Origin of the sequence: Taibaiella chishuiensis (genome assembly GCF_003014535.1) — a bacterium.
Lineage (GTDB): Bacteria > Bacteroidota > Bacteroidia > Chitinophagales > Chitinophagaceae > Taibaiella > Taibaiella chishuiensis.
The window spans coordinates 46731-71412 of record NZ_PYGD01000005.1 but is presented as its reverse complement, the minus strand read 5'-3'; the positions used below and the strand labels follow the sequence as shown (position 1 = coordinate 71412).

Genomic DNA, 24682 nt, shown 5'->3' with positions numbered 1-24682 from the left:
TACATGAGCCAGACAGATATTGCCATAATCGGGATGTCCTGCATTTTCCCGGGCGCAGCAGACCTTGCCGCGTTCTGGAAAAACATAGTCACAAAAAAAGACGCCATACAAGCGGTTCCGGACGAGCGCCTGGATGCTTTGTATTTTGATAATACTACTACTGCCGCCGACCGTTTTTATTGTAACCGGGGCGGTTTTATACCCGCGGTTACCTTCGACCCTGTACGGTTCGGTATATTGCCTTTGGCTGTTGCGGGTATGGAGCCCGACCAGTTGCTCTCCCTCGATCTTACCTGTAAGGCGCTTGAAGATGCGGGTGTACTGCAACACAAAGAGCAGTTGGAACGTACCGGTATCATTATCGGGAAAGGCAACTATGCCGGTCCCGGCGCTACCCGGGCAATCGAGATCGTACGCACCGGCGAACAGATCGCGGAGGTGCTACGTCATGCATTGCCGGCACTGGCCGAAAGCGAGATAGAAAAAGTAAAAAGGGAATACCAGGAACGTAAAGGCCGCTTTGGCCCGGATACGGCCATGGGCCTGATCCCTAACCTGGTGGCCTCGCTTGTGGCCAACCGGTTGAACCTGGGTGGCGCGGCCTACACCGTAGATGCAGCCTGTGCCAGCTCGCTGTTGGCCGTAGACCAGGCCATACAGGAAATTAACAGCGGCCGCTGCGATATGATGATTGCCGGTGGCGTACATGTGGCGCAGAACGCTGCCTTCTGGAGCATCTTTAACCAATTAGGCGCCCTCTCCCGTAAACAGGAGATACGGCCCTTCGACCAGGAAGCCGATGGTCTGCTGATCGGCGAAGGCTGCGGTTTTGTGATCCTTAAAAAGCTCGATGAAGCGATAAAGGACCAAAATAAGATCTATGCGGTGATCAGGGGCGTAGGCGTAAGTAGCGATGGCAGCGGGGCCAGCGTGATGAGCCCGGCGGTAAAAGGCCAGGTAAAAGCGATACAACAGGCCTGGAACCAGGCTGGCATCGATGTGGCAGAGGTCGGGTATATCGAAGCGCATGGCACCGGTACGCCGCTCGGCGATAAAACGGAACTGGAAACCCTGCAACAGGTTTTTGGGCGGCAAGAGGATGGACAGCCCAAAGCGGGCATCGGCAGTGTTAAATCCAATATTGGTCATGCTATGCCGGCAGCGGGTATTGCCGGGCTCATCAAAACAGCGCTGGCCTTATACCACGATACTTTACCACCGACCCTGCATTGCCGGCAACCCCTCGGCCTGATGGTCGAAACCCGCTTTAGTCCCGTGTCTGAGCCTGTGTCCTGGAGCGATAGCGGGCTAAAACATTATGCCGGTGTGAATGCATTCGGCTTCGGCGGTATTAATGCCCATGTGGTACTGGAAGGTTATACGCGACAAAACGAAATAAAGAGCGTAGTAACACACGCCGATAAACTGTTGTTACTGGCACGCACTACGCAAGCCGGGTTGCTCCAGGCGCTTACCGATGGCGAAACCCATATAGGCGCCGGCGATTACCGGATTGCACTGTTTGATCCTACACCCGAGCGCCTGGCTAAAGCCATAAAGATCGTAAGTAAAGACAAAGCCTGGCGCAACAAACAGGATATCTGGTTTACCAACGAGCCCCTGTTACGCAACGATGCGCAGCTTGCTTTTGTGTTCCCGGGTCTCGACGGCCTGGCCGGTGGCGAAATAGAAAGCGTTGCCGCTCATTTTGGCCTACCGCTGCAATCCGCCATGGGAGAGGGTTTGCTGAACCAGGCCTTACTGGTGCTGGAGCGAAGCAGCATACTGGATACCGCCGTAAAACGCCTGGGTATTATATCGGATATGAATGCCGGGCACAGTCTAGGCGAATGGCTGGCTGCCAGGTCGTCGGAACTGGCGGCAGAAGAGTCGGTGATGCAGTTGCTGGATATGCTGGACCCCGAAACCTTTGACCTGAAAGATTCGCGGTTTGTTGCCGTTGGTTGTGGCCTGGATGTAATGGCGCCTATTATCGCCGGCATACCGGAGCTTTATCTTTCCAACGATAACTGTCCCAGCCAGGTCATCCTTTGCGGCAGCCCTGCGGCTATCGCACAATTGACAACGATACTGAAAGCCCGCCAGGTCTTTCACCAGGTATTGCCCTTCCAGTCCGGGTTTCACTCGCCCTTCGTAGCCGGCAAACTGGATGTGCTGCTCAAGGGTATGGATACGATGCGTTTCCAGAAAACCAGGATCCCGCTCTGGTCCGCAACTACCCTGGAAACCTATCCTGACGATTTCGAGGCTATAAAAAAACTAAGCGTGGAGCACCTGGTACAACCGGTACGCTTCCGCGAGCTGATCCTTAAACTGTATGACGAAGGGGCCCGGGTATTTATCCAGGTCGGATCGGGTGGACTTACCGGCTTTATCGACGATACGCTCAAGGGCAAAAGCTATAGTGCCATTGCCTCCAGTGTGCCCATCCGTGGCGGTATAGCGCAGTTACAACGCGTATTAGCCGCCTTGTTTGCCGAAGGCCGCGCGGTGGACCTGGCTTTTCTCGGAATCGATGAGCAACAGCAACAACCTCCGGCAAAAGGCATACAGCTGGCATTAGGACTGCCCCTGGTAAAGAACTGGCCCGCGCTACGGGAACTGGCACAGCATACCAGGCCGGTTGCAACAAGGCCCGAGCTGTCGATGGCCGATGTGGCGCACCCGGTAATGCAGGCCATGCAGGATAATGTGGACGAACTGATCCGTATGCAGGAAGATATGATGGTTTTATTCCGCAACCGGACTATCCCCTCCGGCGAACAGCCTTTACCTGCTGTGGTGATGCAGGCGATACAACCGGAACCGGAGAACCAACCTTTTACGCAACAACTCGATATAAATCTTACCAATCATGCCTATCTCATAGACCATGCTTTACTGCGGCAACCTAAAGACTGGCCCTGTGTGCAGGACATGGACCCTGTAATCCCGATGACGATGATCTTTGAGCTGTTCGGCGAGGCAGCCGCGGCACAGGTCCCGGGCAGCAAGGTGCATAAGATCTTAAATACAAAAGTACTGCAATGGATGAATGTGGCGCAACCGTTCCGGGAGACCATTCAAGGCAGCTGGAAAGCACCCGGACGGGCTATGCTGGACCTGGAGCGTTATGCCGCTGCAGAAGTGCTCCTGGCCGGTGTATTGCCGGCCGCGCCGCAAATCGATGAAGATACCGGTACCGATCTGGGCATAAGCACCAGCCCCGCTAAGATCTATGAGGAGCACATGTTCCACGGACCGGCTTATCAGGGTATCGTTTCCGTTACGAGGGTAGGCGACAAAGGCATAACAGGCAACATACGGGGTGCAGGCGGTAAAGGCTCGCTGCTGGATAATGCGGGGCAGTTGTTCGGCTTATGGTTACAGTTAACGCTTACCAAAGACCGTATCGCATTCCCGGTTAAGATCCAGGAAATCGCCTTCTATGGCGATATGCAGGACCAGCAAGGCCTGTTTGACTGTACCTGTGTGCTGACGGCCCTGAACGATGAATTTGCTACGGCCAATATCATCATGAAACGCAACGGCAAGACCTGGGCCATTATTACCGGCTGGCAAAACCGAAGGCTGGAGATCGATGAAGCATTATGGAAAGTATCCATGTCGCCATTGCATAATCTTTTATCCGAAGAGATCGCTCCCGGTGTATTTATGTTCCGCAATGCCTATACCCGTATGGTAAGCTGGGACTTTATCCTGAAACGTTATTTTAACCAGGAGGAAAAACAATATTACCAGTCGCTGACACCGGCTAAGAAAAAAGAATGGATGATCAGCAGGGTAGCCCTGAAAGATGCGGTACGGGCCTTGTTGCAAAAGGAAAAAGCGTATTCCTGTTTTCCCATCACCTTCCCTACCGGCAGGCAGGATACCGGGCAACCCTTTGTAAGCGGCGATGCTGTGGCGGGCATACAGGTATCGCTGGCGCATAAGGGTACCGATGCCGTAGCCATTGCGGCAAACGGCCGCCCGGTGGGCATCGATATCGAGCTGATCGCAGCGCGCACCGAAGGTTTTATGCGGCTCTCCTTTACCGATGCCGAACGCCGGCTGGTGGCGGATAGAGAGGCAGCCGAATGGAGCACACGCCTGTGGGTGGCTAAAGAAGCTTATGGCAAAATGCTGGGACAGGGACTCCGCGGTAATCCCAGGGCATACGAAGTGACCCGGATAACAGAAGACCGGTTATGGATCAACGATACACAAATTCAAACAATTCAATACAAAAACTATATCATAGGATGGACACTGTAACAACGGGCAACCAGGCTGCTGCCACAGCAATTTTTGATCTTTTAAAACAGTTCATTACCGAAGTGATCGGCGAAGAGTTCGTGGAAGAGATGGATATCCAGCCTTCCAGCTCCTTTACCCGCGACCTCGAAATGGACAGCATCGAGATCGTTGCTTTTTCCGAAAAGGTAAAAGCGCATTTCGGGGAGCATATCGATTTTACAGGCTGGTTATCGGGTATGGACCTCGATCAGCTGATCAACCTCAACCTTAACGATATTATTAATTATATCAGCGTATGCCGCTAATACAGATCAACGGGAAAGCAGTACATATCCAGGAGCTCAATAAGGGCGCCGCGGAGACGGTTGTGATGGTACATGGCATGTTCAGCAACCTCTCTGTTTATTATTTCAATATAGCACCGGTGCTGGCTGCGCACTTTCATGTGGTGCTGTACGACCTTAAAAGCCATGGCATGAGCGAAAGATCGCCCGGCGGTTATGACCTCGATACCATGAGCGACGACCTGCTGGCATTGATCGACGGCCTGGGCCTGGGCAGGGTACACCTGGTCGGCTACAGCTTCGGTGCACTGATCAGTCTGAAAACGGCGATGCGCTTCCCGGGGCGGATCAACGGCCTGGCGATGATCGAAGCGCCCGATCCGGCCGACGACAAGACCCGTGGTATTATCGATGATTACAGCAGGGAATTCCTGGAGCATTATATCAGCAACTTTACCGATACTACCCGCGTGCAGATGGGCAAACGGCAGCTGGAGCGCAATCACAGGATGTACGAATACCTGTTTTACCAGACCTCCATCAAACAGGATATGCTGGCGGAGCGCGGTTTTTTCGCTGATAACGGTATCAGGGCGTTAATCCATCAGCCTTTGCTGATCTATGGCAACCGTTCCAATTGCCTGCAGGCCGGCTACTTCCTGGCGCAACGGATACCCGGCGCTGTATTACAGGAGATTGAAGGTGATCATAACGTGCCGGTACAGGCCCCCGAACAGGTAGCCGCCAGCCTTTCGCAGTTTCTCTGCGCCGAGGTGGCGATGGTATAGCTAAAACGATTTACTACAAAAACGGACATGGCAAAATTTGCTATTATAGTACCGCCCCTTACCGGGCATATCAATCCCACACTAAGCCTGGGCAGCGAATTGCTGGACCGGGGGCACGAGGTAGGCTGGATCAGCCTGGACCCGGCCCTGCAGGACAAACTGCCTGCGGGCGGGCAATTGCTGCTGATCCGCTACGACAGCAGCGATGCTGAAAAGCAGGAGACGGAAGCTTATCTAGATATCATTACCCGCAAAAGCGTATATGGTATCGACAGTATTAAATTTCTTTACGAAGAAGTGCTGGTACCCCTGAACCGCTATATGTACGCCGGTATCCGGGAGCAATTGCTGCAGTTCGCACCCAACGTGGCGATTGCCGATCACCAGATGTTTGCAGGCGCTGTGGCTGCACGACAGCTCAATATTCCGTATGCCACTTCGGTTACGGCCCCTGCCGCCATCAAGGTCATGCAGGAGCTGCCCAAGGTACACGAATGGGAGCAACAGCAGATCGTGGCCTTGCAAAAGGAGTTGGGCTGGCCCGGGGAGCAAAGCCTCGATTGTTCGGATGCATTAACGCTGGTGTTTACTTCGCAACTTTTTTTCGGCGAGATGGCCCTCCCGGATCCCTTCCGGTTCGTGGGGCCGGTAATCGCTAACCGTAAAGTGGCTGCAACCTTCGATTGGCAAGCTTTTCAGCAGATGCCACAACCCCGAATACTGGTCAGCATCGGTACCACCTTCGATCATGAACATAAGCGGCAGTTCTTTGCTAAAGTAGCAGAAGCCTTTGGCGATACGGAGCTGAGTGTTGTGGTCGTCTCCGATCCCGAACTGTTCGATACCGTACCCTCCAATTTTATGATACAGCAACGGGTGCCGCAATTGGAGCTGTTGCCGCAGCTGCAGGCTGTTGTCTGTCATGGCGGACACAATACGGTATGCGAAAGCCTGAGCCATGGTCTGCCTATGGTCGTGATCCCTATTGCCTACGACCAGTCGCATGTAGCGGGCAGGGTAGTAAGGGTAGGAGCGGGACTGCGGCTCAATTTCAACCGGTTTAAGGCGCATCATCTTAAAGATGCGGTATTGCAGGTGCTGGCAGAGGATCACTTCCGTAACGCTGCAAACCTTATCCGTACCTCATTTGAAGCCACGGGTGGCGTAAAGACCGCCGCTGCACATTTAGAAACATTATTTACCCGCAATGCGCCGGTCCTTGCTGCTGCAACAACCGCTGCATATTAATTGATACTATGTCGAGATACTTATTTGTCGTACCGCCTTTTTTCGGACACCTGAGTCCTACGCTCAGCGTGGGCGCGGGTCTTATCGCCCGGGGCCACCAGGTAGCCTGGCTGGGCATTGTTCCGGTACAACAGGAGCACCTGCCCGATGGCGGTGTTTTTATAGTTCCGGAAAAAGAGCTGGAACCCTGCCGGGAGCAGGTTGCCGCCATTTTAAAACGACAGGATGACGGCCCTTCCCTGTCTGGCCCGGAGGTTATGCGACTGGCGCTCGAAGAAACGTATATACCCATAGCCCGGATCATGATGCCGGGCCTGGAGCGCGTTATCGACGAGTGGCAACCGGATGTGATCGTGAACGACTGCATCGCTTTTGCCGGTGCACTGGCTGCTTATAAGAAAGGCATACCCTGTGTAACCACAACACCCGTACCACCCGATGTAATGGGAGATACGGCCAACCAGGCGCCTAAAGTATATGCCTGGCAACAACAGCTGATCCGCGATCTGCAATATGGGGTGGGTATCGAAGAAGAGGGCATTTTTGTTCATTCCCATAAAATGAATATCGTCTTTACCTCCGCCGCCTTCGCAGGTTTTACCGATCCGGAGCCGCATATGCATTTTGTAGGCCCCGTACAGGGTCGTCCTAACCATGCGCCCTTCGATTGGGAACGCCTGTCGCGGGTAACTACGCCAAAGGTCTTCGTATCGCTGGGCACTTTACTGGTCGATATCCGTAAAGAATTTTTTACCCGCCTGGTCGAAGCCTTCCGCGATGAACCACTTACGATCATCGCGGCTACCGATCCGGCGGTGATCGATGCCTGGCCCGACAACTTTATCGTGCAGGGCTTTGTACCGCAGTCGGAACTGATGCCCCATATGGATGCCGTAATCTGCCATGGCGGCTTCAATACGGTGAACGATACTTTTATGAACGGCCTGCCTATGCTCATCACACCTATTGCCTACGATCATTTTCATACGGCGGCATTGATCGAAAAGGCGGGCTGCGGGCTAAAGATCCGTTACAAGCGGATGCGGGTGCCTGATGTACGCGAAGCGGTATGGCGCTTACTGCGTGAGCCGCAGTTCCGGCAAGCCGCATTGCAGGTGCGCGACACCTTTATAGCGGCAGGCGGTAGTGCCAAAGCCATATCCCTGCTTGAAAATTTTACTGCCGAAACCATGTCAAAACCAGCGATGATCCATGACTGAACCCCGTATAAAAAGGAAAATGCTGTTCGCTGAACGCATGATGTATAACGATGGTATAACCCCGTTCAACGGCCTGTTTCCCTTGCGGATACAGGGTGCGCTTACCGAAAGCCAGTTGCAGCATGCGCTTGGACGGTTGCAGCAAAAGCATCCCATACTGGCCGCTGCGGTACAGCTCGACGATAAAGGCATGCCCTGGTTCGAAAGCGCGGCGCATCATGCTGCCATACCGGTAAGGACCGTGATGCGCGACCGGGAAGATACCTGGCATACCGAAACCGTAAAGGAATGGAATACCGCGTTCGATACGGGCAGCGGCCCTTTGATCAGGCTGGTATGGATACAGGGCGCTTCGGTTTCGGAACTGCTGATGGTCTTTCATCATTGTATGTGCGATGGCGGCTCGGCGGTGGCGCTGGTACGGGAATTGCTCCTGTTGCTGGACGAGCCGGGCGCCGATATCGGTACCGAACAGGTATTTACCCGGCTGGAAGATGTGGTGCCGCTTGCCGTACTGAGTAACCGGACTAAGAAGATTAAGGCCCGGGTGCTGGGCAAGGCAGGTTACCTGCTGTTACATGCCCTGCCTTTAAAAAAGAAAGCCCGGGACCGCGGGCAGGATTACCTGTTGAACTGGAAGCTATCAGAAGCCGAAACCACGAACCTGCTCCGGCAATGTAAAGCCGCCGGTGTAACGGTCAACACGGCCATCAGCCTGGCCGTGCTCACTGCTTTTGACGTAGTGCGGGGCAAAAATGCATTTAATAAAATTACCTGCCCCGTGGAGATCCGCCGGTATGCACCGGCTATCCGGGAAGATGCGATGTTTGCCTTTGGCCTGATGCTGGTACTCTCTATGGATAAAACGCCAGGCCTCGATTTTACAGCCAGGGCACAACGCATGCAGGAGTTGGCGACCAAACGCACCGCCAAACTCAATGCTTACGATTCGCTGATGATGTTCGAACAGGCGCATGCCGTACTGCCACGTATGATCGATTTCCTGAAATACGGCAAATCGAGCAACGACTGTATGTTTTCCAATATGGGCTTGCTGAATATCCCCCACGAATACCGGAACTTTAAAGTAGATACGATTTTCAGTCCTTCGGTAATAGGTCCGCTGGGCAACCCGACGACGCTTATTGCTTCTACGTTTAAAAATCAATTGGATTTCAGCTTCGTGTCCAGCGAAGGGTATATACCCTATACCGAAGCCGAAGCTATAAAAGATATGCTTACCGGCCTGCTGTTACAACTGCAGCCTCAATCCTGATGAATTGCCTTATGAAAAGAAGACTTATTGTCGGAGAACGCATTATGTATGCCAATGGGGCGATGCCCGTTAACTGTGTTTTCGCGGTTACGCTGGAAGGCCGGCTGCAGCAGGAGCGGATCGAAGCCGCATTTGCCCGTTTGCTGGTCAAACATCCTTTGCTGCGTGCCGCCATACGCGAAGATGAGCCGCAACGGCCTTATTTTGAAATAGCAGCTACCGCGCCCAAGGCTGCAGTGGAGGTATTGCCCCGCCAGGGCAACGAAGACTGGATGCAGGTGGCCATGGCGCAGTGGCAACAACCCTTCGATTACCGGCAGGCGCCCCTGATGCGGGTTTGCTGGTTAAAAGGCGAAACCGTGTCCGACCTGGTTATCGTATTGCCGCATTGTATCTGCGACGGCGGTACCATCGTGAACCTGATGCGCGAATTGCTGGCGGGTATTGCCGGTCAGGACCAACCCGCAGGATCCTACCTTTCGTTCTCTTTCGTATCCGAGTTGGTGGCACAGCAGCAGTTGCCCGGCAAAGGGGCATTGCTCAAGGCCCGCCTGCTGTCCGGTGTGGCGGGTGGCGTACTCTCGCTGCTTACCCGGAATAAAACGGTAGCTACGGGCAGGCAGCATTATATGGTACGCTGGTCGGTAGACCGCGAGCTTTCGCAGCAACTGATCAGCGCCTGCAAGGCTGCCGGCACCTCGGTGCAGGCAGCGCTGGGTACGGCTTTCCTGCAGGCCTTTGGTACGGTGCTGGGAGCACAGGCTAAAAATAAACTCATCTGCCCGGTCGATATCCGCAAGGCGGTACCGGGTATTAAAGAAGACATGATGTTTGCCTTTGCCCCGGTGGTAGAGCTCCGTGGTGCGGGTAAGGCTGCCGGCACCTCGGTGCAGGCAGCGCTGGGTACGGCTTTCCTGCAGGCCTTTGGTACGGTGCTGGGAGCACAGGCTAAAAATAAACTCATCTGCCCGGTCGATATCCGCAAGGCGGTACCGGGTATTAAAGAAGACATGATGTTTGCCTTTGCCCCGGTGGTAGAGCTCCGTGGTGCGGGTAAGGCTGCAGGCGCCTTTTGGGAGGAGGCCCGCCGTATGAAGCAGGAACTGCAGCAAAAGGTAGGTAAACTAAAACCGAATCAACTGTTGGTGCTTACGGAGTACTTTCATCCTGCTGCCGATAAAATGCTGAAACACCTGCGGAGTACACCGGGAAGCCATGATGTGACCCTCTCCAATATGGGCAAAATAAATATACCTGTTGCTTATAATGGATTTATGTTGAAACGGGTGTATTCGCCGAGCACGGCATTGCCCTGGAAAAATCCCAATACCCTGGTCGTAACCAGCTTCGAAGGACAGTTCGATTTTTCGTTTATCTCGGAAGAAACATTTTTACCGGCTGAACGGGCCGCGATGATCCGGGATGTATTTATGACCCTGCTTCAAAACAATGTTGTACCGGTAGCGCTTGCCCATGAATAAGATCGAGGATAATATACAGGAAGTAACCCTGTGGAACGTGCCGCTGCCTGCCCCTGCGGAGGTTATGGTCCTGGATCGCAGGACCTGGAAACGGTTTGTATGGAAAAATATATGCATTTATGCAGCCACCAATGTTTTCTTCAATTCCGTGGTGCCCTACCATAGTTTTGAACAACCCGAAGCGGTGAGCCTGTTCCAAGGTACCTATTGCATTGCCCGCTTTTTACTGCCCCTCGCATTTTTCATCCCCTTGCTGGTCACGATCGATACCAGTAATAAAATACGGACCCTATTCCGGAAAAAAGTGGCCGGGTTCTCCCTGCCGGAGCAATTCCGGTTCAAACAATTCCTCTGGAAACAGTCTTTGCTTAACGCCTGTTTAACCTTTTTGCTTACTTTATGCGTAATGGCCGTGTTGCAATTCGCCATGCCGGCCGGGTATACCTATAATGGCTTTTGGGTGAGCGGGCTGATGGGCATTTATGCCGGCGCTGTAGCCCTTTATTTTATGCACCGGACCATCGGCCAGCTTCGGGCCGCCGCTGTAATAAGGGTAGGAGGGTAATAGGAGATAGTAAATGCTTGTTGTTTCCGGTAAAGCCAGCTAACTAATGAGCTCCTTCGCTACGCTCCCGATGACAATCGAACTCTTGATGCTTCATGCCTTACACGCTCATAAAGCCAGCTAACTAATGATCTCCTTCGCCATGCTCAGGATGACAGTCGTCCTTTTGATACTTCATGCACCACACGCCGGTGAAGCCAGCTTACCGATGAGCTCCTTCGCTGCGCTCAGGATGACAGTCGCCCTCTTGATACTTCGTTCTTTACACGCTTATAAAGCCAGCTTACGGATGAGATCCTTCGCTACGCTCCCAATGACAACAACCCTCTTACTACTTACTACTTGCTACTTGATACTAAAAAAAAGAGCTCCTTCGCTGCGCTCTAGATGACATCTAAAATCCAGCATCCGGCGCGCCGGCATTTGGCACATATATAAAAAAATAGCAGCTCCTGAAAAGAAGCTGCATTTAGAACCAACTCCATAACCAAATGGAGTAACCATCTTTATATATTGATATATTATTTATTGTTGTTGTCGACCTACCTAAAACCTTCTTGTTGCAAACTTTTCTGCTTATTTGTTGATCAACACAAAGGTACATGATCTGTTCAAATAACCTATGTTTTTTTGATGTATTTTACTCGTAATACTTTTAAAATACAAGAATTTCTAATTTTTATAGATTTTCTTTTGAAGAAATTATAAAAGCATTAACTTATTATAGCAAATAAAATGTACTGTTTTGGGTATTCTGCCGAACAAAGATAGGTAATACTAGATGATTATCTTAATGTTTACCTAAAAAAAAACTAAACCTTTGTTATTGACGTTTTATTTTAATGCATCTAATTCTTCCTAAAAACGTTTTTGCTACCGGTTGAAAACCAAGTTGGTTCAGATCAGACCATAAAGCAACGATAATTTGCTGCTGGTAAAGAAATGCTTTTAAGCTAAATTTGACCTTTATTTCGGCACCTGTTTTCAATACCCGGAAATACAGCGAAGTAGATCGATACTGGTCCAGTACTTCTTCAATCGGTAATTTCCTGGACATGGACGATACAGTTTGAAAACGGGTGTCTATGTTAAAGTATAACAAATACCGTGCCAAATTTCTGGCACAGCTCCATGGGATTTTTTTTATTTCCCCTATACCTACATAATAAACGCCAGAATGTTTAATATTTTTAAAAGAAAAAAGACAGAACAACAACCGGAAGATCTCGCCTGGTTATATGCGGATATGCACGGGCATTTTATACCGGGCATAGACGATGGCCCGAAAGAGCTGGAACAGAGCCTGAAGCTACTTGAAAGTATGGTGGCCTTTGGCTATAAAAAGCTGGTTACCACGCCGCATATCAATGCCGATTTTTTTCCGAATACGCCCGAAATCATTGCCGGGGCGCTGGCTTCACTACAACACGCCGTGGCTGAGCGGGGGATAGACATCGAAATAAGTGCCGCTGCCGAATATATGATCGACTTTGGGTTTATGGATCTGCTGGATGCGCCGGCGCCACTGCTTACGCTGGGCAATACCAATCATGTATTGGTAGAAATGGGTTATATGCAGGAGGTGCCGATGCTGGACAATGCCCTGTTCAGGGTGCAGGCAAAAGGTTATGTGCCGGTGCTGGCCCATCCGGAGCGGTATGTGTTCTACCACGATGCCCCCTTATCTTTATTTGAAAACTTAAAGGAGAAAGGCTGTTTGTTGCAGTTAAATGTTATCGCGCTTGCCGGTTATTACGGAAAAGAGGTATTACATGCGGCCGAGCGCTTGCTGAATGCCGGTCTTTACGACTACTGCGGATCGGATGTCCACCACGAACGGCATATTAAAGCGCTTACGATGTTGTTAAATTCAAAAAATTATCCAAAAATTAAACATGGTAATTTTTTGAATGCGAGTCTCTAGGTATATCTATTTCATCTATATTTTAATATTTCTATTTCTTTAACCTAGAGCAATAGCCAACTAACGGAAAATCAATCATTTCAGATGTTAACTAATTGTTTTTTTCTTGTTAAATTAAAATTCATTTGGCTATATGTTCATTTTAAATGTACTTTTGTTTCGGCAGTAATAATTTCCTGCATATAGAACCAACCACTTTTTAACCAATCCGGTCTGACCAACCGGGTACATTAACCAAATGTTATGAAACCAACACCTGCAATGCTCCCAGCTATTGTACTTACGAAATTTCGTATCCTGAAAAAAATCTGCCTAAGTTGATTTTTGCGATTCCCCGTCTTATTTAATCACTTAATTTTTTATTCTGTCCACCTTATTTCGGGATAGAATATGTATGTTTTTTATGTAATAGCTTTTTATTACATAAAAAACAACATTCAGGATTTAAGTGGGCCTCTATTTATTTATAAATTATAAATATATAATTTATGCCCTGTGTTTTACGCTATCTTAAGTGGATTAATTTCTTTTTCGACATATTTATTTTAAACCTGTCCCTGCTGACGGCTTACTATCTGTTCTTCGGAACTAATATCGTATTGCTGCGGCAGGCATTGCCTTACGGCCTGATCATCAATATGGGCTGGATCTTTATCCAGGTGGTGTTTAAGCTTTACGACAATTATCTCTATCGCAATTCGATTTCCATCTATTACCGCACCATCAAGGCTTTTATCTTTTTTTGCTTCTGCCTGTCGGTGGTATTTTCGCTGTCTATGCAGAACGACCTTTTCGTGTTGTTCCTGTATAAACATATCTTTTTTTATCTCACTTTCCTGTTATGCTTTGCAGCAGGGCTTTTCCTGGGGCGGCTTATCCTCCTTATCATCCGGAAAAGCAACAGGCAAAAGGCCAGCGTAAAACGCAAGAACATCGTTATCGTAGGTCAGAGTCCTTCTTCCCGCACTTTATCGCAATTGTTTACCGAAAGGGCCGGCACGGATTATAACATCATGGGCATATTTCATGATGAGCATAACGACTTCCACGAAGGCGAGCTGGCCAGTCCTTATCTGGGCAAAGCCAACGATTGTATTCCTTTTATGCGTAATAACCGTGTAGATGAACTGTTCTGCACACTGCCCGGCGTAAGCAAGGAAAACGTAGACCTCCTGATGCATGAAGCGGATCGCAACCTGACCCGTTTCCGGCTGGTACCTGACTACTATGAATATTTTCCGGGCACGGCTTCTATCGAAATGATCGATAACATACCGGTGATTACCGGTAGGGCAGAGCCACTGGAGAATATCCAGAATGCGGTATTCAAGCGCCTTTTCGATATCGGCTTTTCCCTCTTCGTCATCACTTTTGTATTAAGCTGGCTGTACCCGGTTATAGCCTTGCTGATCAAACTGGAATCCAAAGGCCCGGTGCTGTTCCGGCAAAAGCGCTCCGGCAGGAGTAATGAGCCGTTTCACTGTCTTAAGTTCCGCAGTATGACCGTAAACGAAAATGCGGATAAGATGCAGGCCACCAAGAATGATAAACGGGTAACCAAGGTGGGCGCCTTTTTAAGAAAGACCAGTCTCGACGAACTGCCACAGTTTATCAATGTGCTGATCGGTAATATGTCGGTTATTGGTCCGCGTCCACACATGCTTTCGCATACAGAACAGTATTCTGCACTCATCGACAAATTTATGGTCCGTCATTTCCTGAAACCCGGTATTACAGGCTGGGCGCAGGTAAACGGTCATCGCGGCGAAACCCGCACCATCGAAGATATGGCCAAAAGGGTAGAGGCAGATGTATGGTACCTCGAACACTGGTCTTTTCTCCTGGATATGAAAATAATATTCCTCACTGTATACAACATATTGAAAGGCGAGAAAAACGCATATTGATCATGAATTGGAAAACCTGCTTCCTGGGATGTCTTATGGCTTTGCTGCCGGCTTTAACCGGCCGGGCGCAGGAGGCAGCGGCCGATACTACCGCCACCAGCCACCCGCTTGCCGTAAGCCTGTTGCTGGGCACAAGCGGCCTGGGCGGCGGCGTACGACTGGGGCTGAACGATCGCTGGCAGGTACATGCCGGTATTACCTGGATGCCCTTTGCCTTCGGTGTTCCTGCCCAACTGGGCGACCTGAAGGTCGAAGGCCGTTTTGACAATGCCGTAGGCGCCGTACACCTGCTCGCCGATTACCGTCCTTTCCGGAGGAAACCAGGCTTCCGGGTATCGGCAGGACTGGCCTATTTCTTTGCCATGCGCACGACCATGGACCTGCGGCCCGGCGAGGGTTACGACTATGGCGACCTGAAGATCAAACGGCAGGATATCGGTACACTTACCGCCCGGATCAAACGTCAGGGTATAGCGCCTTACCTGGGACTGGGCTTCCTGAAAGCATTCCGCGACAACCGCTTTGCCGTTACTTTCGACCTCGGTACTTATTACCTGGCTGGTCCTTTGGATGTACATATCGAAGATACCGGTTACCTGTCGGGCAATGAAAAGAACGAAGCCGTACTGAAGGAGAATCTTAATAATTATCGCTGGCTGCCTTTGTTACAGGTTGCTTTTAACTACCGGTTCGGTGCAAAATAAGCGCCGTACTTTATTTAAAATAATAAACAGACTGAAAACGATTAACTACATAAAAGCAATGGGAAAAAAAGCGGGTCTTGTACCTGTTGTATTGCTCTGCCTGTTTTTCAGCGCCTGCAAAAAGCCTACCGACGGCCTCAGCCTCAATATTGCCCCCCAGTTGTTCGAATACACGGTTGCCCTGCAGTTTTATAATGCGGCCGATCTTGCGCATACGCCTACCGGTGTCAATATCCGGCTGAGCGGCAAGGATGCGGGCAGTATGTACGAGATCAGCGGTAATAAGAAACTAACCGTTGTTGACGGGTTTATATCGCTGGGTTTGCTGGCCGACCGCAATCCTGATCCGGGTAACCCGATCCAGTTTACCGTAGAAGTAACGGCCACCGGTTGTTTGCCCGTTACGGTACCGGTTACGATCCTGAATGGCCAGCTGGTGCAGTTTATACCGGTAGAACTGGTTAACCCGAGCGCGCCACCGGCGGGCGTTTCAGTAAAACGGGCCAGTATCAGCCTGGCGGGCAACGCGCTGCCGGAAGCCACAACGCTGATCACCCCTTCGACACAGGGCAAGCAGGAGTCGGCTATACTCAACCTGCCTGCGGGCCTGAAGTTTAAAGATGAAGCCGGCAATACACTGAGCGGCAGTACGCTTTCGCTGACCCTTGTCCATTTCGACGCCCGTACCGCCGCTGCATTGGATGCCTTTCCGGGTGGGCAACGCAGCACGAACCTGTTGCGCGATGCACAGAATAATACCAGCTCCGCTTTTTTCCAGACTGCGGGTTTCGTCTACCTCTTAGCCACACTCGATGGCAAAAATGTAGCCACGTTTACCAATAGCGCGGTAGTAACCATGGGGGTAAACAACCAGCAATGGAACCCGGCAGCGGGCCGTAATTTTGCCGATGGCGACAGCATCGGTGTGTTCCGATTTACACAGGGTACCGCAATCTGGAATATTGCCGCAGCCACAAAGATCAGTACCAGCAACGCTAAATTAATTGCACAGTTTAATATTAACCGGACCGGTGCGCATACGCTTGCCAGGTCGGGTAATGTTTGTAATGCGACCAGTATCCGGTTCAACACCGGTATTGCAGGAACCGAGGTATTCCGTATGGATGTTTTTGCCGGCAATGACCAATTCACGCCCGTATACTCGCGCCAGGTGCAGGTAGCCGACCAGGAATCCTTACCGCTCGCTAACCTGCCTGCGGGCAATGTAACCGTAAAAGTTTATCCCTCGGGTTTAGACAACCCGGTGTATAATTTTATGAAACACGGACAGGCCATAGGCGTATGGACGGGCAACGCCTGTTCCGGCAGCGGCTCCGTAACGATAGATCCGCAAAACAAAGAGCCCCTGTACTTTGATATCGAGGGGTATTGCAGCAATAAGAAAACCTATATCAGGCCTACATTTTATGTATTGTATGCCCTGCCGCATACCAACCAGTTCCAGATGCTGGGCCTGGTACGGGACGGCCGCTTTTCGACACAGAACCTGGATGTGAATACGACTTATGACTTTAAAGTGATATGGGGCGGCAACCGGTCGACCCTGGTAACGGGTAAGCTGGCCGACCGTCCGGGCAACCAGGTAACGGTAATCGTACCCAAATCGGAAGAAGCCAGCTTTTGTAACTAGATTTTTAAACACGTAAAGTAAAACCAATAAACAAATTCCTGAAAAGGCTTGTCCACCGGGGATTATTAATGTAGCAGTAACCATGATGAAATCGAAACGCTTACTTATTATTTTGTCTGCATTGCTTGCCCTTACAGCCATGCAGTCCTGTAAAAGTTATAAGAACGTTCCTTATTTTAAGAATGTATCGGATAGTGCGTATATGTACCGCAATGGCATAGAGGTGGCGGCGCAGCCCTATAAAGATATCCAGATCCAGCCGGACGATATCTTACAGGTTACCGTATTGACGCTCGATGCGGCTACCACGGGTACGGGTACCAACGGGCAGATGGATATGATCCAGGATCCGTTGTCGTCGAGTAATCCGCTGGCCAATAATGCCAACCGCAACATTGCCGGTTACCTGGTCGATAAAGAAGGTAATATAGAACTGCCGATTGCCGGTAAGGTAAAAGTTGGGGGCTTGTCTACTTCCGATGCCAAAGAAGCCATCAGGCTTAAAGTGCTCCAGTTTTATAAAGAGCCGGTAGTGAACGTAAGGCTGGCCAATTTTAAAGTGACGGTATTGGGCGAGGTACTGAAACCGGGCTCTTACCTGGTGGCCAGCGAAAAAGCGACGATACTCGACGCGCTCGGGCTTGCGGGAGATATGACGATTTATGGTAAACGTGAAAACGTGATGCTGGTAAGAAGAGATGGCGACAAACAGAAGATGATCCGCTTCAACCTGAACTCTACGGACCTGATCCAGTCTCCGTATTATTACCTGAGGCAGGGCGATGTGGTGTACGTGGAACCGGGCAAAGGCAAGGCAGCCGCAACCGATGCCTCTATGGTAAGGACTTACGGCATTATAGCCTCTACACTGTCCCTGCTGGTTATTATTGCTACCAGGGTTAATTTCTAAGATCCATTATCTCTATTACCTGAAACTATCAACTATAGCAGTCTTAAGCTTATTATAATGCAACAAGAGGAATTTGAATTCAGAGAAGAACAACAGGGCGTTGATATCCGTAAGATTATTAACAAAGCACTATCCATATGGCCGTGGATGCTTTTGTGCGGCATACTGACGGCAGGGTTAACCGTCGCTTATCTTTATTTTTCAGTACCAGCCTACAAGATCAATGCCTCCATACTGATCAAGGACCAGGATAATAAAATGTCCGGCAGCAAGGATATGTCCATGCTGCAGAATATAGGCCTGCTTGGCGGCGCCAGCAATGTAGATAATGAGCTGCAGATCATCCAGAGTTATACCCTGATGAACCGCGTGGTAAGGGATATGCAGCTTAACGTTACTTATTTTGTACACAAGGGACTGAAGGATATCCAGTACTACGACGCGCAGTTGCCATTTAAAGTATACTTCCTGGCCTTCGACGAAGAGCTGCTGAAGACCGATCCGCTGAAGTACGAACTGAGCCTGAACGGTAAAGATAAATTCGTACTTAAAGATAAAGACAAACGCAGCTGGAGCGGCCATTGGGGCGATACGCTGACGCTGCCTGCGGGTAAGGCCGTGTTTGTGCGCACTGCAGGCGATCTTGTGCCCGCAGACAACCAGGTGTATTCTTTTGTGGCAGCCAATACCGACCAGGTAACGGCCGGCTGTGCCAAAGCGCTGACCTCGGAGATCCCGAATAAACAGGTAAGTACTATTAATCTTACCCTCGAAAGCAGCATACCTTCCAAGGGCGAAGACATCCTGAATAAACTGATCGAAGTTTATATGCAGGCCAATGTGGATGACAATAACCGTATTGCCGACAGCACCACGGCCTTTATCGATATCCGCCTGCTGACCATCGGGGAAGAACTGGCCAATATCGAAAAGAACATCCAGATGTTCATGCAACGCAACGAACTGGCTAATATTACCGAGCAGTCCAAAGCACTGATCGACAATACGAGTGAATATGCCAAAAGCCTTGCCCAGCAAGAGGTGCAGCTGAGCGTGATCGAAGCCCTGCAAAATCACCTTAACGCCAATATCAATAACCTGCGTATCGTACCGGCATCGATGATGGTGCAGGACGCCTCGCTGAGTAATATCATCGATAAATACAATACCCTGTTGATGCAGCGCGAACGTATGCTGCTGAGCTCTACAGAGGATAACCCGATGGTAAAAAGCCTGGATGGTCAGCTGATGAATTTAAGGGGCGACCTGGTAGCCAACCTAAGCTCGCTGAAGAGCAGTATGCAGGTGGCGGTTAACGAGCTGCGCCGCAAGTCCGGATCGTTGGAGTCCAAGATCAGGCAGGTACCAGCCAAGGAGCGCGAGTTCCTGGATTACAGCCGCCAGCAGGCCATCAAACAGGAGCTTTATCTGTTCCTGTTGCAGAAACGCGAAGAAGCTGCGATCTCCAAATCGTCGACCATCGCCAATGCCCGCGTAATCGATGCCGCCAAATCGGAGAGCAGGCCCTTCAAACCCAAGAAGATGCTGATACTGGCCGCTGCCGTACTGGTGGGCCTGTTAATACCTTTTGCACTGGTGTATCTCAAGGAATTGCTGAGCACCAAGATCTCTACCCGTGCCGATATCGAAAACGGTACCCAGGCTACGATCCTGGGCGAGATCGGGCACAACGATGTGGGGGGCGCTATCGTAGTTACGAAAACCTCCCGCAGTCCTATTGCCGAGCAATTCAGGATGTTGCGTACCAACCTGCAGTACCTGCTGGCCGGTGATGAGAACAAGGTAATTATGCTGACGTCTTCCATGCCGGGCGAGGGTAAATCATTTGTGTCGACCAACCTTGCCGTGGTAATGGCGCTTTCCGGTAAAAAGGTAGCCCTGCTGGAGCTCGATCTGCGTAAACCCAGGATCTCGCAGAGCCTGGGCGTACAGGCCGGCCAGGGTTTTAGTAACTATGCCATCGGGCAGGCCAATATCGAGGATATTCTTTATCCCAACCAGGAATACCCGGGCCTGTACATTATGCCGAGCGGACCGATACCGCCCAACCCTGCAGAGCTGTTGCTGCTCGACCGTACCCGCAGCATGTTTGCTTACCTGCGCGAAAACTTTGATTATATTATCGTAGATACCACGCCTAACCTGGTTACCGATGCGCAATTGCTGAGCATGCATGCCGATGCTACCTTATACCTGGTGCGTGTGGGCGTTACGCATAAAGACCAGCTGAAATTGCCGGAAGCTATTTACCGCGAGAAGAAAATGCCGAGACTGAGTCTTGTGGTGAATGATGTGAACTATAAGAAATATGCCGGTTACTATGGCGGCAGCGGTTACGGATATGGTTATGGCTATTATGGCGAAGAGGCCGATCAGCCGAAGAAGTGGTGGAAAGGCCGTAAAAAAGAGATGGCCTGATAAATGGGTTGCTCCTGATTTTTAAAAACATTGTATGTCTTTGATTCATGTAATACTTTCCGGAGGCGTGGGCAGCAGGCTCTGGCCGCTTTCCCGGAAATCCCGTCCCAAACAGTATATTCCTTTATTTGAAGGCAAAACCCTGTTCCAGCTTTGTGCCATGCGCAACCGCGAGCTTTGCGACCGGCAGCTCGTAGTGGGCAATATCAATAACTACAAGCTTTCCCGTAAAAACATGGAAGGATTGGGTTATGGCGACTACCAGAGTATTATCGAGTATTGGCCCCGGAATACCGCTGCTGCTATTGTTTTTGCGGCATTGAGTTGTGACCCGGAAGATGTATTGCTGGTAACTCCTTCCGATCATGTGATCGATGGTGTGCCCGCTTATACCGAAGCCGTAACCGAAGCGGTGCGCCTGGCCGGCGAAAACAACCTGGTAACTTTTGGTATCCGTCCCGACCGGCCCGAAACCGGTTATGGTTATATCGAGTTCGAGGGTAACGATGTAAAATCATTCCGGGAGAAACCGGATTACGAAACGGCATCCTCCTTCGTGCAAAGCGGCCGTTTCCTGTGGAATAGCGGTATGTTCTGTTTCAAAGCAGGCGTATTCCTCGAAGAACTCGGCCTGTATCAACCCGAACTGCTGGCCGCCGCGCGCCAGGCATGGGAAAATAAGTCGTACGACTTCCTGCCCGATGAACAGAGCCGTATGATACCCGCATTGAGCGTGGATTATGCGGTAATGGAGCATTCGCAACGCCTTAAGGTAGTGCCGGCAACCTTTACCTGGAGCGACCTGGGTTCGTTTGGCGCTTTATGGGACTATAAAGAAAGCAGGGGCAAAAAACAGCCGGAACCCGGGCGGGGCAATAACCTGGTATTGGGTTCGTCCAAGCATGTGGAATTTATCGGGATGGAAAATATGATCCTCGTGGAAACAGAAGATGCGATACTGGTACTACCCAGGGAAAAAAGCCAGGAAGTAAAAAACGTATACGAAAGACTGGAACAGGAAAAACCTGAACTATTAAAATAATCAGCGATGGAACAAACCACGACAGACAGCAAGCATGATATCCGCCCCTGGGGCCAATATTGGGTACTGGAAGATACGGCGACCCATAAAGTAAAACATATCGAGGTTAACCCCGGTGGCCGTTTAAGCTACCAGTATCATCATCACCGTTCCGAAGTATGGACCATCGTTAAAGGCGTAGCCCGGGTTACGCTCGAAGATGTGGTGACCGATTATACGCCCGGCCAGGTGGTGATTATACCACAGGGCGCCCGGCATCGCGTACAGAATCCCGGCGCCGAGCTGCTCGAAATGATCGAAGTACAGTTGGGTACCTATTTCGGGGAAGATGATATTATCCGTATCGAAGACGACTACGCAAGAGAATAATCCGGGACAGGAAGACAGTTTATACAGAATAAAAGTATCATGCAGGCAGCAAACAAAGTAGCCCTCAATACGGGGATACTATACGGTAGAATGTTATTTACAATGGCCATTTCGCTTTATGCGACACGGCTGGTGCTCAATGCCCTGGGCAGCACGGATTACGGTATTTTTAACCTCGTTGCCGGCGTTATCGCCATGCTGTCGTTCCTCAATGCCGCCATGACTACCTCTACCCAGCGTTTCCTGTCCTATTACCAGGGCAAAATGGACCGGGAGATGCAACGTAAGGTCTTTGCCAATAGTTTGCTGCTCCACATCGCTATCGGGCTGTTCCTGGTACTGGTGCTCGAGTTATGCGGCCTGTTTCTTTTCGACGGCTTTCTCAATATACCCCTAAACAGGATTGCCGAAGCAAAAACGATCTATCACTTTATGTCGGCTACCGTATTCTTTACCGTTGTAGCCGTACCCTTTAACGGGTCGCTGATCGCCCACGAAAACATGTTGTGGATCGCGATCGTGAACATCCTGGAAACCTTGCTGAAACTGGCTATTGCCATAGCCTTGCTGCATATCACTAAAGACAAGCTGACCATGTACGGCCTGCTGACGGCCGGTGTGAGTGTAGTCAGCTTCCTGTTGTATGCTTTTTATTGTTTTAAAAAATATGATGAGTGCAATATCTCCGGTCTTACCCGGGTAGACCGGCCCCTGCTTAAAGAGCTTACCTCTTTTGCAGGCTGGAACCTGTTCGGATCCCTTTGCGGGGTGGGCCGATCGCAAGGCCTGGCGATCCTGCTCAATATCTTCCTGGGTACGATTGCCAACGCGGCTTATGGCATTGCCAACCAGGTAGCATCGCAGTTGAGTTTTTTTTCCGCAACCATGTTGCGCGCCCTTAACCCGCAGATCATGAAAAGCGAAGGGCAGGGCGACCGGGACAGGATGCTGCGTTTATCGCTGATCGCGAGTAAATTCGGGTTTTTCCTGCTGGCTGTTTTCGCCATTCCCTGCATCTTTGAAATGCCCGTTATCCTTAAGCTCTGGCTTAAAAATGTGCCCGAAAGCACCGTAGTGTTTTGCCGCCTGATCCTGGTCGGTACCCTGATCAGCCAGATGACCATAGGCCTGCAGTCTGCGATACAGGCTACCGGTAATATCAAGGGGTACCAGGTCGTGATCGGTTCGCTGATCCTGCTTAACCTGCCGGTTTCGTATATCCTGTTGTATATGCGCCTGCCGGCTTATACCGTCCTGGTTTCGTTTTGTGTTATCGAATTCCTGGCTTGCGCGGCCCGCCTGTATTTCCTGAAAGCGAAAGCAGGCATGCAGGTCGGACAATACTTTGACCGTGTTATATTCAAAATAGCCCTGCCCACGGCCATCAATATCGGGGTATGTATGCTTACCGGGCGTATGCATGCCGATGCCTGGCGGGTACTGATCACCGTTGCTGTTTCGTTCGCCGCATTTTTACCGGCTATCTATTTTGCCGGGCTTAACGACGATGAAAAAGAAATGATACAGCGGCTTAAAAACAGCCTGCTGTCCAAGTTACCGGGTAATAAAAGTTCGTTCAGGTTAAAAAATTCCAATCCATGATCGCGTTGATTAAAAAAGCTGTTCCCCGTTCTGTAAAGACCTTTTACAGGCATCAAAAATCACTGCTCGCTATCGTGAAGGATTTTTGCTACGACTATAAACGGTACCGGAAGCACTATGCTTCTATTCATTTAAAAACGAAAGATAACCTGCAGGCCTTCCTCATCAAGGAGTACCATGCGGTAGAAAAGGGAATGGCCCTGCGTAATGCCCGCCAGGGTTTTGGCGTAGAGCGCATTACCCGCTTGATCCGCGAAACAGAACATTATATCAACTGTTATGGTTACGACAGCACGACGGATATTACCCTCAAAACCCTGAAAGAATACTGCGCGTTCGATGCCCGTTCCAATACCAAGGCCAACCCGGTGATCCCGATGATCGAAAAATTACTGGCCAAGACCGAGATCCTGGACCATGTGAATAATGGGGGCGGCACCAAAGAAATACGGAAAACAGATATCGATAACAGTATCCATTTTGACTACAGCAGGTTTGTACGTTCGCGTTTCAGTACCCGCGACTTTACCGACATCCCCGTGGATACAGCCTTGGTAATGGAAGCCCTGGACGATGCCCGTTTTACACCTTCGGTATGTAACAGGCAGGCCTGGAAGGCTTATGTGGTAGACCATAGCAACCCGGAGCTCAAGCAAAAGTTCCTGGGTGTACAAAACGGTAACCGTGGCTTTGGCGAGTATATCAGTACCCTGATCGTGATTACCGGTAAATTATCCGCGTTTTTCGATTACGAACGCAACCAGGTATTTATCGACGGTGGCATGTTTGCCATGTCGGTAGTGATGGCGCTCCACGCGCGAGGACTGGGCACCTGTTGTCTCAATACCAGTTATACCGCCAAGAAGAACGAAGCATTTAATAAAGTGATGGACCTCGACAGCGATTGCGTGCCCATTATGTTTATCGCCGTAGGCAACCTGAAAGAACAATATAAAGTTGCCGTATCGGCCCGGAAACCTTTAGCAGAAATAGCGACTGTGCTCTAAACAGG

Annotated in this window: 19 protein-coding genes; 18 read left to right on the top strand and 1 reads right to left on the bottom strand. The window is 50.5% G+C overall.

Features of this window, described 5'->3' with window-relative positions:
* Positions 1-3: 3 nt before the first annotated feature.
* The 8 genes from B0I18_RS14115 to B0I18_RS14080 are packed head-to-tail and all read left to right on the top strand — an operon-like array spanning position 4 to position 11122.
* Positions 4-4278, top strand: a complete 4275-nt coding sequence (locus tag B0I18_RS14115; RefSeq protein ID WP_106523375.1) for a type I polyketide synthase — start codon at positions 4-6, stop codon at positions 4276-4278.
* Entirely contained in the window at positions 4266-4565 is a 300-nt protein-coding gene (locus B0I18_RS14110) for an acyl carrier protein (protein ID WP_106523374.1), read from the top strand. Before B0I18_RS14115 ends, B0I18_RS14110 begins: the two co-directional genes overlap by 13 nt.
* Positions 4556-5332 (top strand): alpha/beta fold hydrolase, encoded by a 777-nt coding sequence (locus B0I18_RS14105; RefSeq protein ID WP_106523373.1) that lies wholly within the window; start codon positions 4556-4558, stop codon positions 5330-5332. The genes B0I18_RS14110 and B0I18_RS14105 overlap by 10 nt, the downstream gene beginning before the upstream one ends.
* A 27-nt stretch (positions 5333-5359) precedes the next feature.
* On the top strand, positions 5360-6580 hold the full coding sequence (locus tag B0I18_RS14100; protein WP_106523372.1) for a glycosyltransferase: 1221 nt from the start codon (positions 5360-5362) through the stop codon (positions 6578-6580).
* A gap of 8 nt (positions 6581-6588) precedes the next feature.
* Positions 6589-7800: a glycosyltransferase gene (locus tag B0I18_RS14095; protein ID WP_106523371.1), complete on the top strand. Its 1212-nt coding sequence runs from the start codon at positions 6589-6591 to the stop codon at positions 7798-7800.
* A 19-nt stretch (positions 7801-7819) separates the two neighbouring features.
* On the top strand, positions 7820-9076 hold the full coding sequence (locus tag B0I18_RS14090) for a condensation domain-containing protein (protein WP_219905979.1): 1257 nt from the start codon (positions 7820-7822) through the stop codon (positions 9074-9076).
* Between the two features lie 11 nt (positions 9077-9087).
* Positions 9088-10557, top strand: a complete 1470-nt coding sequence (locus B0I18_RS14085; RefSeq protein WP_181358474.1) for a condensation domain-containing protein — start codon at positions 9088-9090, stop codon at positions 10555-10557.
* Positions 10550-11122, top strand: coding sequence for a hypothetical protein (locus tag B0I18_RS14080; protein ID WP_106523368.1), 573 nt, complete (start codon positions 10550-10552; stop codon positions 11120-11122). The genes B0I18_RS14085 and B0I18_RS14080 overlap by 8 nt, the downstream gene beginning before the upstream one ends.
* 823 nt (positions 11123-11945) lie before the next feature.
* Here the strand turns inward: B0I18_RS14080 and B0I18_RS14075 are convergent.
* Complete coding sequence (locus tag B0I18_RS14075) at positions 11946-12179, bottom strand: hypothetical protein (RefSeq protein WP_106523367.1); 234 nt, start codon at positions 12177-12179, stop codon at positions 11946-11948.
* A gap of 120 nt (positions 12180-12299) precedes the next feature.
* Between B0I18_RS14075 and B0I18_RS14070 the strand changes: the two genes are divergently transcribed.
* From B0I18_RS14070 to B0I18_RS14025, 10 genes are all read left to right on the top strand, one after another.
* Positions 12300-13046, top strand: a complete 747-nt coding sequence (locus tag B0I18_RS14070; protein WP_106523366.1) for a tyrosine-protein phosphatase — start codon at positions 12300-12302, stop codon at positions 13044-13046.
* A 488-nt stretch (positions 13047-13534) separates the two neighbouring features.
* The gene (locus tag B0I18_RS14065; RefSeq protein WP_106523365.1) at positions 13535-14953 is read left to right on the top strand and encodes an undecaprenyl-phosphate glucose phosphotransferase; all 1419 of its coding nucleotides are present in this window, start codon (positions 13535-13537) and stop codon (positions 14951-14953) included.
* Between the two features lie 2 nt (positions 14954-14955).
* On the top strand, positions 14956-15657 hold the full coding sequence (locus B0I18_RS14060; protein WP_106523364.1) for a hypothetical protein: 702 nt from the start codon (positions 14956-14958) through the stop codon (positions 15655-15657).
* 58 nt (positions 15658-15715) lie between these two features.
* Positions 15716-17308, top strand: coding sequence for a hypothetical protein (locus B0I18_RS14055; RefSeq protein WP_106523363.1), 1593 nt, complete (start codon positions 15716-15718; stop codon positions 17306-17308).
* Positions 17309-17390: 82 nt separating this feature from the next.
* The gene (locus B0I18_RS14050; protein ID WP_106523362.1) at positions 17391-18218 is read left to right on the top strand and encodes a polysaccharide biosynthesis/export family protein; all 828 of its coding nucleotides are present in this window, start codon (positions 17391-17393) and stop codon (positions 18216-18218) included.
* A 57-nt stretch (positions 18219-18275) separates the two neighbouring features.
* Positions 18276-20657 (top strand): GumC family protein, encoded by a 2382-nt coding sequence (locus B0I18_RS14045; protein ID WP_106523361.1) that lies wholly within the window; start codon positions 18276-18278, stop codon positions 20655-20657.
* 34 nt (positions 20658-20691) lie between these two features.
* Positions 20692-21699, top strand: a complete 1008-nt coding sequence (locus B0I18_RS14040; RefSeq protein ID WP_106523360.1) for a mannose-1-phosphate guanylyltransferase — start codon at positions 20692-20694, stop codon at positions 21697-21699.
* Between the two features lie 6 nt (positions 21700-21705).
* Positions 21706-22068 (top strand): phosphomannose isomerase type II C-terminal cupin domain, encoded by a 363-nt coding sequence (locus tag B0I18_RS25505; RefSeq protein WP_106523359.1) that lies wholly within the window; start codon positions 21706-21708, stop codon positions 22066-22068.
* Positions 22069-22158: 90 nt separating this feature from the next.
* Positions 22159-23670 (top strand): MATE family efflux transporter, encoded by a 1512-nt coding sequence (locus tag B0I18_RS14030; protein ID WP_219905978.1) that lies wholly within the window; start codon positions 22159-22161, stop codon positions 23668-23670.
* Positions 23667-24677: a nitroreductase family protein gene (locus tag B0I18_RS14025; protein ID WP_106523357.1), complete on the top strand. Its 1011-nt coding sequence runs from the start codon at positions 23667-23669 to the stop codon at positions 24675-24677. The genes B0I18_RS14030 and B0I18_RS14025 overlap by 4 nt, the downstream gene beginning before the upstream one ends.
* Positions 24678-24682 lie beyond the last annotated feature (5 nt).

Coding starts and splice junctions, on each gene's coding strand:
- B0I18_RS14115 (WP_106523375.1), top strand. CDS start 4: ATGAGCCAGACAGATATTGCCATAATCGGGATGTCCTGCATTTTCCCG.
- B0I18_RS14110 (WP_106523374.1), top strand. CDS start 4,266: ATGGACACTGTAACAACGGGCAACCAGGCTGCTGCCACAGCAATTTTT.
- B0I18_RS14105 (WP_106523373.1), top strand. CDS start 4,556: ATGCCGCTAATACAGATCAACGGGAAAGCAGTACATATCCAGGAGCTC.
- B0I18_RS14100 (WP_106523372.1), top strand. CDS start 5,360: ATGGCAAAATTTGCTATTATAGTACCGCCCCTTACCGGGCATATCAAT.
- B0I18_RS14095 (WP_106523371.1), top strand. CDS start 6,589: ATGTCGAGATACTTATTTGTCGTACCGCCTTTTTTCGGACACCTGAGT.
- B0I18_RS14090 (WP_219905979.1), top strand. CDS start 7,820: ATGCTGTTCGCTGAACGCATGATGTATAACGATGGTATAACCCCGTTC.
- B0I18_RS14085 (WP_181358474.1), top strand. CDS start 9,088: ATGAAAAGAAGACTTATTGTCGGAGAACGCATTATGTATGCCAATGGG.
- B0I18_RS14080 (WP_106523368.1), top strand. CDS start 10,550: ATGAATAAGATCGAGGATAATATACAGGAAGTAACCCTGTGGAACGTG.
- B0I18_RS14075 (WP_106523367.1), bottom strand. CDS start 12,179: ATGTCCAGGAAATTACCGATTGAAGAAGTACTGGACCAGTATCGATCT.
- B0I18_RS14070 (WP_106523366.1), top strand. CDS start 12,300: ATGTTTAATATTTTTAAAAGAAAAAAGACAGAACAACAACCGGAAGAT.
- B0I18_RS14065 (WP_106523365.1), top strand. CDS start 13,535: ATGCCCTGTGTTTTACGCTATCTTAAGTGGATTAATTTCTTTTTCGAC.
- B0I18_RS14060 (WP_106523364.1), top strand. CDS start 14,956: ATGAATTGGAAAACCTGCTTCCTGGGATGTCTTATGGCTTTGCTGCCG.
- B0I18_RS14055 (WP_106523363.1), top strand. CDS start 15,716: ATGGGAAAAAAAGCGGGTCTTGTACCTGTTGTATTGCTCTGCCTGTTT.
- B0I18_RS14050 (WP_106523362.1), top strand. CDS start 17,391: ATGATGAAATCGAAACGCTTACTTATTATTTTGTCTGCATTGCTTGCC.
- B0I18_RS14045 (WP_106523361.1), top strand. CDS start 18,276: ATGCAACAAGAGGAATTTGAATTCAGAGAAGAACAACAGGGCGTTGAT.
- B0I18_RS14040 (WP_106523360.1), top strand. CDS start 20,692: ATGTCTTTGATTCATGTAATACTTTCCGGAGGCGTGGGCAGCAGGCTC.
- B0I18_RS25505 (WP_106523359.1), top strand. CDS start 21,706: ATGGAACAAACCACGACAGACAGCAAGCATGATATCCGCCCCTGGGGC.
- B0I18_RS14030 (WP_219905978.1), top strand. CDS start 22,159: ATGTTATTTACAATGGCCATTTCGCTTTATGCGACACGGCTGGTGCTC.
- B0I18_RS14025 (WP_106523357.1), top strand. CDS start 23,667: ATGATCGCGTTGATTAAAAAAGCTGTTCCCCGTTCTGTAAAGACCTTT.